The 18362-nt window shown below is 60.4% G+C and carries 13 protein-coding genes; 5 read left to right on the top strand and 8 right to left on the bottom strand.

Going from position 1 to position 18362, the window contains the following annotated elements:
- Positions 1-30: 30 nt before the first annotated feature.
- From F8N96_RS18415 to F8N96_RS18405, 3 genes are all read right to left on the bottom strand, one after another.
- The gene (locus F8N96_RS18415) at positions 31-1374 is read right to left on the bottom strand and encodes an LLM class flavin-dependent oxidoreductase (RefSeq protein ID WP_150798987.1); all 1344 of its coding nucleotides are present in this window, start codon (positions 1372-1374) and stop codon (positions 31-33) included.
- Between the two features lie 130 nt (positions 1375-1504).
- Positions 1505-2179: a class II aldolase/adducin family protein gene (locus F8N96_RS18410; protein ID WP_150798986.1), complete on the bottom strand. Its 675-nt coding sequence runs from the start codon at positions 2177-2179 to the stop codon at positions 1505-1507.
- Between the two features lie 38 nt (positions 2180-2217).
- Positions 2218-3267, bottom strand: a complete 1050-nt coding sequence (locus tag F8N96_RS18405) for an ABC transporter substrate-binding protein (protein ID WP_150798985.1) — start codon at positions 3265-3267, stop codon at positions 2218-2220.
- A gap of 646 nt (positions 3268-3913) precedes the next feature.
- On the opposite strand from F8N96_RS18405, the gene F8N96_RS18400 reads away from it, so the two are divergent.
- Positions 3914-6331, top strand: a complete 2418-nt coding sequence (locus tag F8N96_RS18400; protein ID WP_150798984.1) for a TonB-dependent receptor — start codon at positions 3914-3916, stop codon at positions 6329-6331.
- A 358-nt stretch (positions 6332-6689) separates the two neighbouring features.
- Positions 6690-7778, top strand: a complete 1089-nt coding sequence (locus F8N96_RS18395; RefSeq protein WP_150798983.1) for a sigma-54 interaction domain-containing protein — start codon at positions 6690-6692, stop codon at positions 7776-7778.
- Positions 7779-7828: 50 nt separating this feature from the next.
- Here F8N96_RS18395 and F8N96_RS18390 read toward each other — a convergent pair whose 3' ends face one another.
- The 4 genes from F8N96_RS18390 to F8N96_RS18375 form a co-directional block, all read right to left on the bottom strand.
- Positions 7829-8908, bottom strand: coding sequence for an enolase C-terminal domain-like protein (locus F8N96_RS18390; protein WP_150798982.1), 1080 nt, complete (start codon positions 8906-8908; stop codon positions 7829-7831).
- Positions 8909-8910: 2 nt separating this feature from the next.
- Positions 8911-10104 (bottom strand): alpha-hydroxy-acid oxidizing protein, encoded by a 1194-nt coding sequence (locus F8N96_RS18385; protein WP_150798981.1) that lies wholly within the window; start codon positions 10102-10104, stop codon positions 8911-8913.
- Positions 10105-10116: 12 nt separating this feature from the next.
- Positions 10117-11703, bottom strand: coding sequence for a benzoylformate decarboxylase (gene mdlC / locus F8N96_RS18380; RefSeq protein ID WP_150798980.1), 1587 nt, complete (start codon positions 11701-11703; stop codon positions 10117-10119).
- Between the two features lie 134 nt (positions 11704-11837).
- Positions 11838-12728, bottom strand: coding sequence for a LysR family transcriptional regulator (locus F8N96_RS18375; RefSeq protein WP_150798979.1), 891 nt, complete (start codon positions 12726-12728; stop codon positions 11838-11840).
- Between the two features lie 185 nt (positions 12729-12913).
- Between F8N96_RS18375 and F8N96_RS18370 the strand changes: the two genes are divergently transcribed.
- From F8N96_RS18370 to F8N96_RS18360, 3 genes are all read left to right on the top strand, one after another.
- On the top strand, positions 12914-14260 hold the full coding sequence (locus F8N96_RS18370) for an MFS transporter (protein ID WP_150798978.1): 1347 nt from the start codon (positions 12914-12916) through the stop codon (positions 14258-14260).
- Between the two features lies 1 nt (position 14261).
- On the top strand, positions 14262-15758 hold the full coding sequence (locus tag F8N96_RS18365; protein ID WP_150798977.1) for a benzaldehyde dehydrogenase: 1497 nt from the start codon (positions 14262-14264) through the stop codon (positions 15756-15758).
- Between the two features lie 160 nt (positions 15759-15918).
- The gene (locus tag F8N96_RS18360; protein ID WP_150798976.1) at positions 15919-17166 is read left to right on the top strand and encodes an OprD family porin; all 1248 of its coding nucleotides are present in this window, start codon (positions 15919-15921) and stop codon (positions 17164-17166) included.
- Positions 17167-17194: 28 nt separating this feature from the next.
- On the opposite strand, the gene F8N96_RS18355 is transcribed toward F8N96_RS18360, so the two are convergent.
- The gene (locus tag F8N96_RS18355) at positions 17195-18169 is read right to left on the bottom strand and encodes an aliphatic sulfonate ABC transporter substrate-binding protein (RefSeq protein ID WP_150798975.1); all 975 of its coding nucleotides are present in this window, start codon (positions 18167-18169) and stop codon (positions 17195-17197) included.
- Positions 18170-18362: the final 193 nt, after the last annotated feature.

Below are 18362 nucleotides of genomic sequence, written 5' to 3'. Positions count from 1 at the left end.
GCAGAAGTCGGTACGGCTTCCATGGTTAGCTCAAGCGTTCCGGGTGTCGCGCGGATTGGCCGGGCGTTTCAGGCCGAGGTTTTCGCGGAAGGTCTTGCCTTCGTACTCGGTACGGAAGATCCCGCGTCGCTGCAGTTCCGGGACCACCAGCCGGGTGAAGTCCTCGAAGCCCTGGGGCAGGTAGGGCGGCACCACGTTGAAGCCGTCAGCGCCGCGTTCGACGAACCACTGCTCGATGATGTCGGCCACGGTCTTGACCGAACCAATGGCCTGCAGGTGACCGCGGGAAACGCGGAACCGCAGGACCAGCTCACGGATCGACAGGTTCTCCCGACGTGCCAGGTCCAGCTGTTGCTGGAAGCGGCCCTTGCCGTTGGCTTCCGCCTGGTAGGGCAGGTCGGGCAGCGGGCCGTCTACCGGGTAGCCGGACAGGTCGAAGCCGCCAAAGCTGATGTTGCTTACGTCCACCAGTTGCTGCAGTTCGTTGAAGCGGTCCAGGGCTTCTTGATCGGACTCGGCCACCACCACCGACAACCCGGGGGTGATTTTCAGTTGGTCTTCGTCGCGCCCGTATTTCGCCATGCGCCCTTTGAGGTTGGCGTAATAGGCTTTGGCCACGTCCAGCGACTGGGCCGAGGCGTAGGTCATTTCCGCTTCGCGGGCGGCGAATTCGAGCCCGGTTTCCGAGTTGCCGGCCTGGACGATGACCGGGTAGCCCTGTAGCGGGCGGGGGAAATCCAGCAAGCCTTCGGCGTCGAAGTACTTGCCTTTGTGCTTGACCGGATGCGCCGAACGGGTTTCGTAGAACACCCCGGCCGAGCGGTCGGGATTGTCGAAAGCGTCGTCATCCCAGGTGTCCCACAGGGCCTTGGTGACGGCGATGAATTCGGCGGCGCGCTCGTAGCGTTCTTCGTGGGAGCGCGGCTCGTGGATGCCGAAGTTCTTCGCGGTGTGCTCGGAAAACGACGAGACCACGTTCCAGCCCGCGCGACCGCCGCTCAGGTGGTCCAGGGAGGTGAATTTACGTGCCACGTGATAGGGCGAGTCGTAGTTGGTATTGACCGTCGCCACCAGGCCGATGTGCTCGGTCACGGCGGCAATGGCCGACAACAGGGTAAAGGGTTCGAACTGATAGTTTTGCCCGCCGCGTCCGGTCTGCGGCGTGATGTCGCCGGACCGCCCGATGAAGTCGGCGACGAAAAAGGTGTCGAATTTCGCGGCTTCGGCCAGCTTGGCGGCGTTGATCCACCAGGCCAGGTCCGGGCGGCCGTTGCCTTGGGAGCTGGGGTGACGCCAGGCTTCGGGGTGATGGCCGAAACGGTGGAGGAATACGTTGAGGGCCAGTTGGCGTTTTCTGCTGTTGTCGTGGCTCACGGGTGCGTCTCTCTGAATACGGGGCCCGAAGGTGTGCGGGGCACACCCCAATGGTTTGGGTACGCAGCGCGTACCCAGGCTCTGCAGCCTCTCGCCGGTCAGGGGCGCGCGGCGCCCCGGATCCGCCGATTCAGCCGGTAAAGGCTTTGGATTTCTCCAGCAGGCCGGTGCGTTTCCATTGCAGTTCCAGGGCGCCCGGGGTGTACACCTGGGCGCCGCCGAGCTGCTCGGCAATTGCCTGGAAGCGCGCGGCCTCTTCGACGAAGAGGATGGTCTCGGCAGTCTTCAGGATGCCCGTGCCCCAGAAGTTGGCACCGCCATTGGATTCCAGCAGGGCCGGCGGTGGTGCCAGTTCCGGGTGCTGGTCGAGACGCTCGCGGATGACTTCCAGCGGGCTGCGGGTGCGTTCCAGATGATTGGGGATTTCCCGTGCCAGAAGGTGTCGTGCGGCGGCCACATAAAGGATCGGGAACGGCTTGTGGGCCAGCGACCAGGCGGACAGCCAGGCGGTGTGCACATGGATCACGGTGTCGGCTTCCAGCCGCGCTTCGTTGATCAGCGAGCCGGGGCTTTCCGAAAACGCCGAGACGCTGACTTTCGGCGCCTGGTCGCGCGCCAGGCCACCGGGGAAACGGATCCCCAGCAACTGGTCGGTACCGGGAATGCGATGGGAGATGTGGAAGGTCAGGCTGGCGGACAGGGTGCCGTTCTCGCGCAGGGTTTCAAAGGCGTGGACGGCATCGGCCCGGGCCTGGTCGATGTAGGCGACCAGGTCGATGTCAGTGGTGGTTTCGAAAGCGGACATGGTGGATCTCCAGATCAGGTAGAGGCGTAAGTAAGGTTTCAGGCGGCGGCGTCGGCTTTTTCCCGGGCGACGAGTTGCTGCGCCTGCTCCAGCGGGCCGCTGACGATCCAGTCGCTGACCTCGAAATCAGCCTTGAGGTAGCCCCAGTCGCGCAGGAAATTTTTCTGCACGGTCAGGCCTTCGATGTACTCGGGAGTCAGTTTGGGCGTGAACGACAGGTGCACGTCCGGGCCGTGGGAGCCGAGGACTTCGGCCGGCGTGGCGTTGCGGTCTTCCGGGATCAGCAGTTGCACCACTTCCTCGTGATGGGCGGCGGCCCATTCGGCGGTGCGCAGCAGCACAGCCAGGTAACGCACCACCAGCTCCGGGTGCTGCTCGAGGAACAGCCGGTCGACGGTGATCGGGCGTGGTGTGCCGTTGTTGACCCGCAGCAGCGGATCCTGCAGTTCGTTGATGTTGATCAGCTGGTGGAAGCGCGGGTCCTGGGACAGGCGATAACCCCGGGCAAAGCGCAGGAAGATCGCATCCACGCTACCGTTTTCCAGGGCTTCGATCGCCACGTCCGGCCGCTCCTCGCGAATTTTCCGCGGGCCGTCTTCGCTGTCGTAGCTCGGCGCCTGGAGGTCGACGAAGGTCGCGTCGTCAGGGCTCAGGCCGGCCAGTGTCAGGGCTGTGGCAAAGCCGTGCTGGGCGGCACCGCGCTGGAAGTCGATCACCGCGTTGTTGTGCAGTGGCACGCCGAGGCGTTTGCCTTTGAGGTCAGCGATCTCGCGGATGCCACTGTCGGCGCGGGTGAGGATGCCCTGGTACTCATCGAGCCAGGTGATGCCGACGACCACAGTGTCCTGGCCACTGCCTTTGGCCCAGATCGGCGGGATGTTGCCACCTTCGCGAAACAGCCCGCTCTGCTGGTGATGGTAGTGGGCGTTGCGCACCGCCAGGCTGTCCGAATCGCGCAGGGAATGCAGCTCGGTTCCCGGGCCGGCGAACGCTTGTTGCAGCCAGTTTTTGCGGATCGCCAGTGCCGAGGCAGTGGCAGCACCGCACCGGGTATAGAACAACTTTACAGGGGGGGTGGAAGTGCTCATGAATCGTCCTCGAGTAAGGGGGTTGAAGAGTGACGTTAATCACTAGAGCACACTCCATGCCAAACTTTTCAATGCAGGTTGTCTGTTTGCCTGATGCTAAATATTTATTGTTGTTAGATGCCGTTGTAAGTACGCAGAAAGCCCGTGTATTAAGACCTTTAGGTTTTTAAAGGAGGGGAAAGAGCCGCGCTGGTTTTAGAAGGGGTGGATAAGAATGCCGGCGGATTATTGCTCGGCCTGGGGAGACACTGCTGCATGGGCAGCACTTTGCGAAAGCGATTGCTGCCAGGCAGGCAGCCCACAAGCAGCAGGCTGCGGCGCGAGCAAATACGGGGTTTTGGCGATCTTGTGGGTTTGGTTATTAGCTTATCTTTAAATGTCGCAGTTCGTCGGTTGTAGGAATCGGCTGTTTATAGGAAGGAAAAAACTCAAGGTCGTAAGGTGCTGGGGAATCAGCAGTCAAACAGCAGCGAGTTGCCTGGCTTGCAACATTAAGTGCGATGAACTTGTGGAAGCTTTTGCTCGTTCTTTCAAGCGCCGCGTGGGTTCCAGGTCATCAAAAGCAGATGGCACAGTTTCTGCTATTTAAAGTTCGAGTTTAATTATCAGACCCTTCAACTGCCTGTGCCTGCAAAGGAAATACTTAATGTCGCGCCTGACTATACAAAGGAGCAAAGCCCGCGCTGCTTTGCTCGCTCCGGACACTTCGCATTATTTCAAGAAAACGCTGGCTCAGGCCGTCTCCCACGCATGCATCGGTGGTCTTGCGGCCAGTCTGCTGGCCGGTTCGGCCTTCGCCGCGCAACCTGCGGCCAAGGCCGGCACCGAGCAGAACCCACAGGTCGGCGGTCAGGACGATCAGCTCGATACGGTAGTGGTCACCGCACAGAAACGCTCGGAGAAAATCAAGGACGTACCGATCCCGATCACTGCGATTTCCGGTGAGGCCATCCGTGATAAAGACATCACCACCTCGACCGATATCGAGCGCCTGGCGCCCAACCTGTCGGCGCAATCCAGCAGCAATACCGGCGGACGTACCGGCAAGCCGCGCTGGTTCCTGCGCGGGATCGGCACCAACGACCCCAACGCGAACCAGGAAGGGCCGCTGTCGATCTACGTCGATGAAGTGGTGATTGGCCTGCAGGGGGATCAGAATTTCCCGCTGTTCGACCTGGAGCGGGTCGAAGTCTTGCGCGGTCCCCAAGGCACCTTGTGGGGCAAGAACAACACTGGCGGTGCGATCCATTTTATCTCGAAGAAACCGACTTTCGAAAACAGTGGCTACACCAAGCTGGGCATCGGCAGCTACGGCAAGCGAACCCTCGAGGCCGCCAGTGGCGGAGCACTGGTCGACGACAAGCTGGCCGGCCGCGCGGCGATTTATTATGAAAAGGGCGATGGCTGGGCGGACAACATCGTCACCGATGAAACCGGACCGGAGCTGGAAGATTTCAACGGTCGCTTCCAGCTCCTCGGCAATTTCGGCGACAACCTTGATGCGCTGCTGAGCCTGAACGTGCGGGAACTGCACACCGGCAACCCGCCGAACTTCCTGGTCGGCGCCACCAGCGTCAACAACGTCACCACGCCCAACCCCAACGGAGTCATTCGCCAGGGTGGGGGAGCCTATGTTCCGCCCTACGGCGACGATCCGGACAACCGCAGCGATTTCTGGGGCGGCAAGAGTACCGGCGAAAGCACCCAGGTCGGCCTCAGCCTCAAATTGAACTGGTACCTGGAAGAGAACACCCTGACCTCGATCACCGCGTTCAGCCACGGCGATGGCGACACCGATGTGCGTGCCGGAGTGCCGCCGGGAACCCTGCTCGACCAGACCAGCACCCTGGGCGATACCTCGTCCCGCCAGTTCACCCAGGAGCTGCGCTTGAGCTCGCCGGCGGATCAGCGCCTGACCTGGATGCTCGGTGCCTATTACTACGACTTGCAGGCCGACAGCGACACCCGCGCGATCCGCTTCAAGAGCGGCACCACCCAGGAGCAGTACAGCAGCAGTTCCTGGGATCAGGACGCGAAGAGTTTCGCTCTGTTCGGCAACACCAAGTTCCGCTTCACCGACCGTGCGGCATTGACCCTGGGCCTGCGCCAGACCTGGGAATCCAAGGACATTACCGAAACCACCCTGACGGTCCAGGACACCCCCGCCAACCAGAACCTGGTGGTCGTCACGCAACCTGGTGGCACCCCGGACTCGGTCACGGGTACCGGGCTGGTCGCGCCGCTGTCATTGAGCAAGGATGCCGACTGGAGCCAGACCACCTGGGACATCACCCCTGAATATCGTTTTACCGACGACATTCTCGGCTATGCGCGGATCGCCACCGGCTTTCGCTCCGGCGGTTTCAACCAGGCCATCGTCAACCAGGCCATCATTGAAACCGATCCGGAAACCCTTACCGATTACGAACTGGGACTCAAGACCAGCTGGCTCGGCGGGCGCCTGAACGCCAACGTGTCGCTGTTCTATTACGACATCAAGGACCTGCAGCTCAATATCCAGCAGCAGGTGCCGGGCACCACGATTACCAGCACCGCCGGCAGTTCCGACGGCAAGGTCAAGGGGGTCGAGTTCGAGGTCGAAGCGTTGCCCACCGAGTTCTGGCGGGTCACCACCAGCCTCGGGCTGCTGCACGCCGAGTACACCAACTTCGAATACACCATTGGCGGCGTAGCCCTGGATGCCAGCGGAAACAAGTTCTACCGCACACCGCAAACCTCGTTCCGCTTCGATACCGACTACCGGATTCCGCTCGCCGTCGGTGGCCAAGTCATCCTCGGTACCGACTGGGCCTATCGCAGCCACATCTATCACAACGCCACGGTGCAGGAAGATCCGGTTCAGGAAACCCCGGACTACTGGACCGGCAACGCCCGCGTCACCTATCAGGCGCCCAGCAGGAAATGGCAGGTCACGGGGTTCGTCAACAACCTTACCGACCAGTCCAACAAGGTGCTGTCGCAGATCGTCAACCAGCGTGGGGTGTATCCGACGTCCTATGTGGCGCCGCGGACTTTTGGCCTGCAGACCACGATCAATTTCTGAATTGGCTGCTGTGGCGATGGTGCTGTTCACTGACAAAGACGTAAACCCGAACACCCCCGCGATCTGTAGGAGCTGGCTTGCCAGCGAAGGCGTTGGGTCAGTCGACATATTTTATCGCTGAACGGACGCTTTTGCTGGCAAGCCAGCTCCTACAGGGGGCAACGATTTTGCGGAGGGATTGTTGCTGGAGCAGCAGTCCCTCCGGAGCGCTACTGGCCCGGGCTGGCGGGGGCTGTGGCCTATTCACCGACAAAAAACTGATATTTCTTTAAGGACTATATAAATGAATTTTTATGATTGTTTGAATATAAAAATATACGTCACTATGGGATTATTCTCTCGCTCCGGATAGCCGCTCATGTCGCTCATCACTCACCCACACGCCCGCGAACTGACCAAGTCAGTACGCGCCACGGTGCTGGTCTTCGAAGACCCGCGCTCCCAGGAATTGCTGGCACGCATCGAGCGCCTGGCACCGAGTGAGGCCAATGCACTGATCTTCGGCGAGACGGGTACCGGCAAGGAGTTGGTGGCGCGGCACATCCATCGCTTGAGTCGCCGCGGCGACGCGCCTTTCGTGGCGGTCAACTGCGGTGCGTTTGCCGAAACCCTGGTGGAAAGCGAATTGTTTGGCCATGAGAAAGGCGCCTTCACCGGCGCCACCAGCAGCAAGGCCGGCTGGTTCGAAGCGGCCGAAGGCGGCACGCTGTTTCTCGACGAAATCGGCGACTTGCCGCTGAACATGCAGGTCAAGCTGCTGCGGGTGCTGCAGGAACGCGAAGTGGTGCGCCTGGGCTCACGCACGCCGATCCCGATCGATGTACGGCTGGTAGCGGCCACCAACGTCAACCTGGCGGACGCCGTGGTCGCCGGGCATTTTCGCGAAGACCTGTTCTATCGCCTGCACGTGGCGACCATCCGTTTGCCGGCACTGCGCGAACGACCGGGGGACATCATGCCGCTGGCCGAGTTTTTCATGGAAGAGCATTGCCTGCGCCTGGGCTACAACCGCGCGACTCTGAGCGCCGAAGCTGGGCGCAAGCTCTTGGGCCATAGCTGGCCGGGCAACATCCGCGAGCTGGAAAACGCCATCCATCACGCCTTGCTGGTGTGCCGTAACCAGTTGGTGCAACCCAATGATCTGCACCTGGTGGACATGCGCAGCTCGGGTATCCGTAACGAAGCGCCTGTTCAAATCAGTCAAAGCCTCCCCGGGCCGATCGATCTTGAGTCGGCGCTGACGGCGCTGTTCGAAGCCAACCTGCCCAACCTCTATGAGCATATCGAGGAGACCGTGTTTCGCACGGCTTACCGCTTTTGCCACGGTAATCAATTGCAGACCGGCAGGTTGCTGGGCATCAGCCGGAACATCGTGCGCGCGCGGCTGGAGAAGATCGGAGAGATCACCGCGTCGGCGGCGAAGTCGGATGTTGTGGATCAGGTGTAGGGCTTACCTGGCTACCGTCATTGGGAAGCCAGGAAAGCGGGTCGGCGTCCTCAGACACTGAACCTGTCAATCTGGGCTTCGCGCCATACAATCCCGGCACCCGGCAAGTCCGGGATCACGGCGTGCCCGTTCTCGAAGGTCAGCGTCGGCTCGATGACCGCGCCTGCGATGTCCAGTCGTTCGAGCCAGTCAGCGGTGGGGGAGACCGCCAGCAGGTGTGCACTGAACTCCTGGAACAAGTGGCTGGACAACGGCAGGCTGAATTGCTGGGCCAATGCACTTGCCCGGAGCCATCCGGTAACACCACCGATTTTCATCATGTCCGGCATCGCCAGGTCGCAGGCACCTGCACTTACTGCCTTGAACATCTCTTCGGGACCGAACCAGTTTTCGCCGATCTGAATCGGCACATTCAGGGCGTCGCGAATGCGTGCATGGCCGAGATAGTCGTACTGCAGGGTCGGCTCTTCGATCCAGGCCACGCCTTCTTCCTGCAGGGCCAGACCCCGGCGGATGGCTTCGGGAACGCTCAGGCTCTGGTTGTAATCGACCATGATCGAGAAGTCATCACCCACCGCACGGCGCATGCTGCGAATGACCCGCAGATCCTCGGCCAGGCTGGCATAGCCGATCTTGGTCTTGACCCCGCGAAAGCCCGCTTCAGCGGCGTTGACGGCACGCGACGTTGCCAGGGCTTCACCGTCCAGGCTGTGGCTGTCGTAGCTTCTCACTGTTCGTAGACTGCCGCCCAGACACTGTACCAACGGCAGCCCCTGAGTCTTGGCCAGGGCATCCCAGGCCGCCATGTCGATACCCGCGGCAGCCATGCGCACCAGACCAGTGAAACCCAGCAGGCAAAAACGCCGGCTGAGCAGCTGTTCCAGGTCACTGGGTGCCAGCGGCTGATCGACGATCAGGCTGGCCATGTCATCGACCATCTGTTTGAGTGGCTTGAGCGCCAACGGTGTGTAAGCGAAGAGGTAGGCATGCCCGGTGACGCCGGCGTCGGTAGCCAGGTCCAACAACACCAACGGCGCGGTGGCGACAGTGCCGACGGCGGTATGAATCGGATAGGCCAGGGGAACATTCACAGCTCGGGACTTGAGTCCGGTGATCTTGACGGCAGACATGATTATTTTCTCGCGTGTTCCAGTGGGTGAATCCGGGCGGGTGCCGATACAGTCTGTGCAGGCGTGGGGGGCGGATCGAGATAGGCGGGCGACAGTTGTTCCACGCCAGGGCAGCCGATATGGGCCAGGGTCCGATCGATATCGGCCTTGAGCAGGCGCAACACCTCATCTACGCCGGCTTCACCCCGGGCGGCCAGGCCATACAGAGTGGCGCGCCCCAGCAATACCGCATCGGCGCCCATGGCCAGTGCCTTGACGATGTCGGAGCCCCGTCGAAAGCCACTGTCGATCAATACCGGGCGACTAACCTTGCGCACGGTTTCAGCCAGGACTTCGAAGGGCGAGATGGCGGTGTCGAGTTGGCGTGCGCCGTGGTTGGACAGAATCACCCCATCGATGCCCTCGGCGATGCATCGAGCGGCATCGTCGGCGTCCAGCAGGCCTTTGACCAGCAAGGTGTGGGGCCAGATATCACGCAGCCAGCGCAACGCCTGCCAATCAAAACCGGCGTCCATCTGCCGGCTCATCAGTGCGGCCTGGACTTCGAGGTCGGGTGCCTCGCTGCTGACAAAGTTGGCCAGCTCTGGCATGCCATGGCGCAGCAGATCCAGTGACCAACGCGGATGCAGGCAACCGTCGAGCATCACCCGGGGGCTGTAGCTCATCGGCATCTTGAATCGATTGCGCAAATCGCGTTCGCGATAGCCGTTGACTGCGACGTCGGTGGTCAGCACCAGGGTCTTGTAACCCGCCGCCAGCGCTCGCGCGACCATCTGGCCGGCCAGGGTGCGGTGGACCACATATAGCTGGAACCACAACTCACCATCGCAGCGCCGCGCCAGCTCCTCGATGGACAGATTGGAGGCGGTGGACAGCACGAAAGGTATGCCCGCCCGGCTTGCCGCGCGAGCCAGGGCCAGATCACCCTCGGGCCACAACGCGCCATTGAGGCCGGTGGGGCCGATCAACAGCGGCAGTGCCTGGCGCTTGCCGAACAATCGTGTCGAGAGATCGCGCTGGCTGACATCTACCAGACGCCGCGACTTGAACCGCACGTTCTGGAACACGTCACGGTTGTGCTGCAAGCCTTGTTCATCTTCGGCACCCCCTTCGAGGTAATCGAAGACCATTTTCGGCAAGCGTCGTCGGGCCAGTTCGCGGTAGTCGGCAACATTCAGCGGGGCATTGTTCCACATGGATGATGCTCCTCAGCCCTGCGGCGCCAATGTGCTGACTTCGATCAGTACCGGTGCGTGCAGTGCCAGAGCCTGATGCAGCGCGTCTTCAAGTTGAGCCCGGTTATCGGCTTTGAACGACTGCATGCCATAACCCTTGGCCAGGGCGCAGAAGTCGATGCCCGGCACGTCAAGGCCTGGCACATTCTCCACCTCCAGAACCCCCGCAAACCAGCGCAAGGCGCCGTAGGTCCCGTTGTTCATGATGATGAAAATCGTCGGTACGTTGTACTGCACCGCCGTCCACAGGGTGGTAATGCTGTAGTTCGCCGAGCCATCACCGATCACCGCAATGACCCGGCGCTCGGGCTCGGCCAGTTGAACGCCCACCGCCGCCGGCATGGCAAAGCCCAGGCCACCGGCCGCGGCGAAGTAGTAGCTGCCAGGGTTGCGCATTTCCAGGCGTTGCCACATCAGTGCGGTGGTGGAAGTGGATTCGTTCAGGTAAATGGCATCGTGCGGAGCGATTTCGTCAAGCGTGTCGAACACCACCTCAGGACGCAACGGGCCCGCGGATTGTTCCACCGGCTCGGGTCGTGGCAGGGCTGTGGGCGTTGCTCGGGAAGAAGGCGTCACCCGTTGGGCCAGGGCGGCGGCAATCAAGCCGACATCGCCGACGATGGCGTCGCCCATGGGCGCTCGTGCCGCTTCCAATGGATCGCAAGTGACTGCGATCAGTCGCGTGCCTTGGGCCAGGTACTGTCCCGGATCGTATTGATGGTAGCGAAACACCGGTGCACCTAGCACCATCACCAGGTCATGACCTTCCAGCAGTTTTCCAATGGCTGCAATGCCTGCCGGCAGCAGGCCACGAAAGCACGGATGGCGCGTCGGGAAGGGGCAGCGCGGAGCCGACGGTGCGACCCACACCGGGGCTTTAAGACGTTCGGCCAAGGCCACGCAATGCTCATTGGCTTTTGCCGCATCGACATCCGGCCCCAGCACCAGCACCGGGTTGCGGGCGTTCGACAATTGCTCGAGCAGATCCGCCAGCACGGCATCGCTCGGCAGCCCGGCACTGACTACACGCCGCTCAAACAAGTGAGAAGACTGTGGATCGGCTTCCCGGGCCCAGTCGTCATAGGGCACGGACAAGTACACCGGCCCGCGGGGCGACAGGGAGGCCATGTGGATCGCACGGCTCATGGCGTGCGGGACTTCCTGGGCACTGGCCGGCTCATAACTCCATTTGACCAGCGGCCGGGGCAGGTTGGCGGCGTCGACGTTGGTCAATAGCGCTTCCACCCCCACCATGGCGCGGGTCTGCTGGCCGGCAGTGATGATCAGGGGGGAATGGGAGTTCCAGGCATTGCTCAACGCACCCATGGCGTTACCGGTGCCGGCGGCCGAATGCAGGTTGACGAAACCGGGGGTACCGCTGGCTTGGGCAAACCCATCGGCAATGCCGACCACCACGCCCTCGTGCAAACCGAGGATGTAGGTGAAATCCGCTGGAAAGTCCTTGAGGAACGGCAGCTCGTTCGAGCCGGGGTTTCCAAAGACGGTGGTGATGCCCTGGCGACGCAGCAGTTCGTAGGTGGTGGAATGTACCGAAGCCATCGTGATGATCTCTCTCAAAACGTCAGCCTCAAAAGTAAGAGGTCGTATTGAATAGATCAAATAGATGGTTTTTTCGATTAGATATAGAAACTGTCTATTTTAGTTTTCATCGATCGGCAGCCTTCCGCCAGGCATCACAGTCCGGCCAAGGTGTCTTTCAACAGCTCGCAGAACCAGCGTTGGGCAAGGATATCGCTGTCGTGGTCGTTCCATTGCAGGCTGACTTCGATAGTCGGAACGCTGAAGGGCAGTTCCACCACACGAGTATGGCTGCGGGAGGCGAACATGGTGGCCACTCGTGAGGGCAGGGTCACCAACAGGTCGCTGGCGGAAATGACTTCCGGCAGGACACTGAAGTGCGGCACCCGCAGCCTGACCTGGCGTTCGAAGCCGGACTCGCGCAAACGATCCTCCACCACGTGGTGGCCGGTCATTGCGGACACCACCACGTGCTTCTCCTCCAGATACTGTTCCATCGTCATCGTCGCACCAATGCGTGGATGGTCCTGACACACCAGGCACACATAGCGCTCACTGAAGATCAGGTCACAGTTGGCATTGAGCGGTGAGTCGCTGCGGTTGCAGATGGCGGCGTCGATCTTGCCGGTACTCAACCACTCGCCCAGTTTATCGATGTCGATCTGGATGATTTCCAGCTCGGTGGCCGGCGCTTGCGCCTGCAGGGCCTTGAGAATGTACGGCAGGAAGAACACCTCGCCCAAGTCGGACAAGGCCAGGCGAAAACCGCGGGTTGAAACCCGTGGGTCGAAGTGGCTGGTCTGGGCGATAGCCCGCTCGATCTCCGACAGTGAGTACCGGAATTTCGCGTACAGCTGCGTGGCCAGGAAGGTGGGCTGCATGCCGTCCCGGCTGCGCTTGAACAGGGGTTCGTTGAGCAATGTACGCAGGCGGGACAAGGCGTAACTCACCGACGGCTGGGTTATGTGCAAGCGTTCGGCGGCGGCGCTGACGCTACCGGTTTCGAAAATCGTCACGAAGACGCGGACCAGATTGAGGTCGATCACCGCCCCCTCCACATATAGTTTGTATTTATATTTAATCGAAAAATCTATCTATTTGATCTATTTGGATTCTATCCATATCGTCTGGAAACGCAAACGAAGCAGGCCTGCTCCGCTTGGCAATACTCCCGGCCCAGTGTGCCCAAAGTCCCGCTGCCAGGGTCCTGACAATAATAAGAGTAACCTGTATGCGCTCAATCAATGCGTTGGAAGTCGTCAACTCTGCGCGGCTTAACCGGTTCCACTACCTGCTGGTTTTCTGGTGTTCGTTCATCATGATGTTCGATGGCTACGACCTGGTCATCTACGGTTCGGTGTTGCCCCATCTGATGACCGCATGGTCATTGACGCCAGGTGAGGCGGGTATGCTCGGTGCCAGTTCCATGGTCGGGATGATGTTTGGCGCCGTCACCCTGGGCACTCAGGCCGACCGCTTCGGCAGGCGGCGCATTATCCTGTTCTGCGTTGGCTTGTTCAGTCTGGCGGCGTTGGCCAACGCCTTTGCCACCGACGCTACCAGTTTTGCCTTATGCCGCTTCCTCACGGGAGCAGGACTGGGCGGCGTTGTGCCTAACCTTGTGACCATTCTCAAGGAAATGTCGCCGGGGTCTTGCCGCAATCGATTGATCAACCTGATGCTCAGCTTCTTTGCCATCGGCGGACTGCTCTCCGGTCTGGCCGGCATCTACCTGATTCCGCTCCTGGGCTGGCACTCGCCCTTTTATATCGCGGGCCTGTCGTTATTGTCCTTGCCGTTGCTCTACAAGACCTTACCCGAGTCGGTCGCTTATCTGTTGCATCGCGGCCGCCAGGCAGAGGTGGCCAGGATGTTGCGCCAGATCAATCCGGACCATAACCCCACCGGCGCGGTGAACTATGTGTTGGAGTCGCCTGCTGGCGAGGGCGCTGGTAAAACGTCGATATCAGCGTTGTTCGGCAATGGCCGCGGGTTCAGTACATTGATGCTGTGGTTGAGCTTTGGCATGTGCATGCTGATGGTGTATGGCCTGAACACCTGGCTGCCAAAGTTGATGAGTAGCGGTGGCTATCCATTGGGGTCCAGCATCGTGTTCCTGGTGGTGATGAATGTGGGGGCCCTGATCGGTACGTTGATCAGCGGCGTGCTGGCCGATCGTTGGGGCTGCAAGGCGACACTGGCGCTGTTCTTCGCTTTGGCAGCCATATCGATATCAATGTTGGGCATCAAGCCTGACGCGATCACGCTTTATGCCTTGTTGCTGATCGCGGGCGGGTCAACCGTTGGCTGCCTCTCAGTGGTTCATACCTTGGCCGCCGATCTCTATCCATCCCGGGTTCGCTCTACCGGCGTCAGCATGGCCGCGGCGATTGGCCGTTGCGGCGCAGTCGCAGGGCCGCTGCTGGGAGGCTTTCTGTTCAGCCTGAGCTTGCCCTTTGAACACAACTTCCTGGTCTTCGCCCTTCCTGGCGTGATCGCGGTGATTGCCGTGTTGTTGGTCTCACACAAATCCGCCGAACTTCCTTTGGCCCACACTCGCCCGACGGAGAATGTCTGATATGACTACCGCCAACCTGCACAATCAATACCCGTCCATTGCCGAATTCATCGCCGAGCACCGCTGGAAAGCCTGCTTTTATCCTGGAGCCTGGGAATCGGCCGAACGCGAAATACCGGTTTTCGAGCCCGCCACCGGCGAGCGCCTGGCAAGCGTAGGGATTGCCAGCGCGGCAGAGGTTGCACGCGCCGGCCTGCGCGCCAGACAAGCCCAACCAGCCTGGGCGGCCACCCCCTTCGATCAGCGCGCGGCGATACTGCGAGAGGCTGCGCGCCTTCTGCAACAGGAAGCCGAGAGCTTCATCGAATGGAATATCCGTGAGTGCGGCGGCGCTCGTTTCAAGGCCGAGTGGGAGCTCAATATTTGCGTCGAGCAATTGCAGATGGCTGCCGCCATGCCGATGCAAGCCAATGGCGAACTGTTCCCCTCGAGCATGCCGGGGCGTACCAATATCTGGCGTCGGGTGCCGATGGGTGTTGTCGCCGTCATATCTCCCTGGAATTTTCCGTTGCTGTTGTCCCTGCGCTCGATTGCTCCAGCGCTTGCCCTGGGGAATGCAGTGCTGTTGAAACCGTCGGAATTCAGTAGCGTGACGGGCGGTCTGCTGCTGGCACGGTTGTTCGAACTGGCGGGGGTGCCGCAAGGCGTGTTTCAAGTGCTTCCCGGGCTGGCAGAAACCGGTTCTGCGCTGGTCAGCGACCCTTGCGTGAAGATGGTTGCCTTCACCGGCTCCACGGCTGTGGGTCGCAGGATTGCCGAGACCTGCGGCGGATTACTCAAGCGATGTTCCCTGGAACTGGGGGGCAACAATGCATTGATCGTTTGCCCGGATGCGGACCTTGATGCGGCCAGCTCGTCGGGTGCCTGGGGCTCGTTCCTGCATCAGGGACAGATCTGCATGCAGGCGGGCCGGCACATTGTCCATCGCAGCGTGGTGGCGGCCTATACGGAAAAACTCAAGGACCGGGCGGAGCGCCTTGCCTGCGGAAATCCGTTTACCGAAGCGGTGCAACTCGGGCCCCTGATCAACGCCCAACAGCGCGACCGCGTACATGGACTGGTGCAAGACGCCGTCCACCAGGGAGCGACGTTAGTGACGGGCGGGGAATACAAGGAGCTGTGCTACCGGCCGACAGTGTTGATCGGCGTTACGCCGGATATGCCGGTGTTCAAGGACGAGATTTTCGGGCCGGTCGCGCCTATCGTCGTCTACGACGACATCGAAGAAGCCCTGGCGCTGGTCAATGCATCGCCATACGGTTTGGCGGTTGCCATCCATACCGGCAATGCCACGCGTGGCTACGAATGGGCAGGGCGCATTCACAGTGGCATGGTGCATGTAAACGACCAGACGGTGAACAACGAATTCCAGGTGCCTTTTGGCGGGATGGGCGCCTCCGGGTACGGCGGCCGTTACGGCGGGCCGGCGAACTTCGATGAGTTTACCGAGCGTCAGTGGGTCAGCCTGACGAGCGATCCGATCCAGTATCCGTTCTAGCGCTTTTCCAGGCGTTTTTTGGCACCGGCGTGATCGCACCGATTGCGCCTTTCATAAAAAAACCGAGTAGGTCCGGCGAAGCCTCGTGCTACTCGCAGGAGCTCGGCTGTGCGCTGCATTTGAGTTTTTGCATAACAACAAGAAGAAAGGAACAAACGTCATGAAAGCTTCTGTTCGTCTGGGTACTCTGGGCTCTCTGTTGACCATCGCAATCGTTCCCGCAGTGAAGGCTGATGCCCTGGAGGACAGCCATCTCAGTCTCGGGCTACGCAATTTTTACGTCGACAGGGACTTCAAACAGAACAATGCCCCCCAGTCACGCGTCGGCAGTTGGAGCCAGGGCTTCGATTTGCAATTCAGGTCGGGCTATACCGATGGCCCGGTCCAGTTCGGTCTTGATGCCGCCGGGCAGTTTGCCTATCGGCTCGATGGCGGTGGGGGGCGGGCGACCGACACCGTGTTGCCCTACGATAAGAGTTCCGGGAATCCGGTTCGTGACTATGGTCGTGCCGGCCTGACCGCCAAAGTGCGGATGTCCAACACCGAAGTCCGCGTGGGCGAGCAACGCCCGACCTTGCCGGTGGCCTACATGGACGACTCCAGGCAGTTGGTCACCACCTTTGAAGGGGCCACCATCGAGTCCCGGGAATGGTCGAGGCTGACCTTGAACGCGGGTAGATTCTGGAAGATCTCCACGCGCGAATCGTCCAATCGGGAGGATATCTACCTGTTCGGTGACAGCCCAGCCCAGAGCAGCGATGGGCTCAACTTTGCCGGTGCGCGTTATGACTTTACCCCTGCACTCAACGCCACCTATTACTTCGGTCAGCTGGAAGACATCTACCGCCAGCATTACCTCGGGCTCGCCTATACCTTGAGTTTTGGCGACGGCTATAGCCTCAAGAACGATGTCCGTTACTACAACAATCGCGAGGAGGGCAAACAGCTGTCGGGCGACCTCGATAATCGTTCGTTGGGCCTGATGACCGCATTGAAAAAAGGCGGACACACCTACACGCTCGCCTATCAGCGAATGTTTGGTGACGATGCTTTTCCGCTACTCAATGGCTACGCGCCACAGCCTTATCTTGTGAACTGGTCGACCATCGCCTTCTACAAGGCCAGCGAGCGCTCCTGGCAAGCACGTTATGACTACGATTTCGCAGCGCTCGGTGTGCCAGGCCTAAAGTTCATGACCCGCTATCTGCGCGGCGTCGACATCAACCGTGGAGCGAACCTTGCGGATAACGTCGAGAGCGAACGCAACTTCGTCATGTCTTATGTGGTGCAGAGCGGTCCGCTCCAGGGGTTGGGTTTCGAGGGCCGCAACATCAAGGTAAAGACGCGCTACGGTGCCGATTTTGATGAGAACCGGTTGATCACGACTTACACATGGAAGTTCTGGTAGGCATGCTGGTGTTGCCCGGATACCGTCCTCACGGCTTCCAGATCTCCACATCCTTCGCATCCACCGCCTTGGGCAACAACCCCGCGGCAAAAAACGCATCGGCGATTTTCTGCTGCTCACCCAACTGGTCGCCTTTCACCGGCTGCACCTGATAACTGCGATGGGTGTTGGCGGTCTCGACGGTCGCCACATCCAGGTTGCCCCACAACGGGCTGAGGATTTTTGCCGCTGCACCGGGGTTGGTTTTCACCCATTCGCCGGTCTTGTGCAGTTGCTCGTAAACCAGCTTGAGCACTTCGGGATGCGCCTTGGCGTAGGGAGTGCTGGTCAGGTAGTAGCGTTTGTAGCTGGCCAGGCCTGCGCCGTCAGCCAGGGTGCGCGTCGGCAGTTGACGTTGTGCGCTGGTGAGGAAGGGTTCCCAGGTGACCCAGGCGTCGACCTTGTTGTTCTCGAAAGCCGCGCGGCCATCGGCGGGCGACAGGTAGGCCGGCTCGATGTCCGAAAATTGCAGGCCGGCTTTTTTCAGGGCGGCGATCAGCAGATAGTGGGAGCCGGCTGCCTTGGTCACCGCGACTTTCTTGCCTTTCAAATCCGATAGCTGCTGCAGCGGCGAATCCTTGCGCACGACGATGGCCTGGGCCGAAGGCGAGGGCGCTTCCTGGGCGAAGTAGGTCAGCTTCGCCTGCGCGGCCTGGGCGAAAATCGGCACGGTGTCGGCGACGTCGGCGCTGATGTCGACGTTGCCCACGTTCAACGCTTCCAGCAGGGGCAAGCCACTGGAGAACTCATGCCAGCTCACATCGATGTTGTTCTGCCCCAGGGTTTTTTCCAGGGTGCCTTGGGTTTTCAACAGCGTGATCAGCGTCGATGACTTCTGGTAACCGATGCGCACCGTTTCCCGGGCCTGCACCGGAAGGACGAAGGACAGGGCCAGCGCCACGGTCAGGCCGGTCAGTAGCGGACGACGGAATTTCGCTGCAGGGTTTTTGCTGGGCTTGGACATGGCACGCTCGACATTCAGCAAGAGAAAGAAGGGCTATCTGCCATGAAGCATATGGTTCTAAAAAGTATTTTATAAATAATTTTTGGGTATTAGCTTAGTGAGTTTGTATATTCTATTAAGGAATAAATAAATCATTATTTATTCCTTTTGTTGTTGGCTCAGGAGGTGCACCTTAGAGGCCTGCACATCAGTG

It is taken from the genome of Pseudomonas fluorescens (assembly GCF_902497855.1).
Taxonomy (GTDB): Bacteria; Pseudomonadota; Gammaproteobacteria; order Pseudomonadales; family Pseudomonadaceae; genus Aquipseudomonas; species Aquipseudomonas fluorescens_BI.
Note: the sequence above shows the minus strand (reverse complement) of the source record. Positions and strands in the feature narration are given on the sequence as shown.

Coding starts and splice junctions, on each gene's coding strand:
- F8N96_RS18370 (WP_150798978.1), top strand. CDS start 12,914: ATGCGCTCAATCAATGCGTTGGAAGTCGTCAACTCTGCGCGGCTTAAC.
- F8N96_RS18360 (WP_150798976.1), top strand. CDS start 15,919: ATGAAAGCTTCTGTTCGTCTGGGTACTCTGGGCTCTCTGTTGACCATC.
- mdlC (WP_150798980.1), bottom strand. CDS start 11,703: ATGGCTTCGGTACATTCCACCACCTACGAACTGCTGCGTCGCCAGGGC.
- F8N96_RS18400 (WP_150798984.1), top strand. CDS start 3,914: ATGTCGCGCCTGACTATACAAAGGAGCAAAGCCCGCGCTGCTTTGCTC.
- F8N96_RS18365 (WP_150798977.1), top strand. CDS start 14,262: ATGACTACCGCCAACCTGCACAATCAATACCCGTCCATTGCCGAATTC.
- F8N96_RS18385 (WP_150798981.1), bottom strand. CDS start 10,104: ATGTGGAACAATGCCCCGCTGAATGTTGCCGACTACCGCGAACTGGCC.
- F8N96_RS18405 (WP_150798985.1), bottom strand. CDS start 3,267: ATGAGCACTTCCACCCCCCCTGTAAAGTTGTTCTATACCCGGTGCGGT.
- F8N96_RS18355 (WP_150798975.1), bottom strand. CDS start 18,169: ATGTCCAAGCCCAGCAAAAACCCTGCAGCGAAATTCCGTCGTCCGCTA.
- F8N96_RS18390 (WP_150798982.1), bottom strand. CDS start 8,908: ATGTCTGCCGTCAAGATCACCGGACTCAAGTCCCGAGCTGTGAATGTT.
- F8N96_RS18395 (WP_150798983.1), top strand. CDS start 6,690: ATGTCGCTCATCACTCACCCACACGCCCGCGAACTGACCAAGTCAGTA.
- F8N96_RS18410 (WP_150798986.1), bottom strand. CDS start 2,179: ATGTCCGCTTTCGAAACCACCACTGACATCGACCTGGTCGCCTACATC.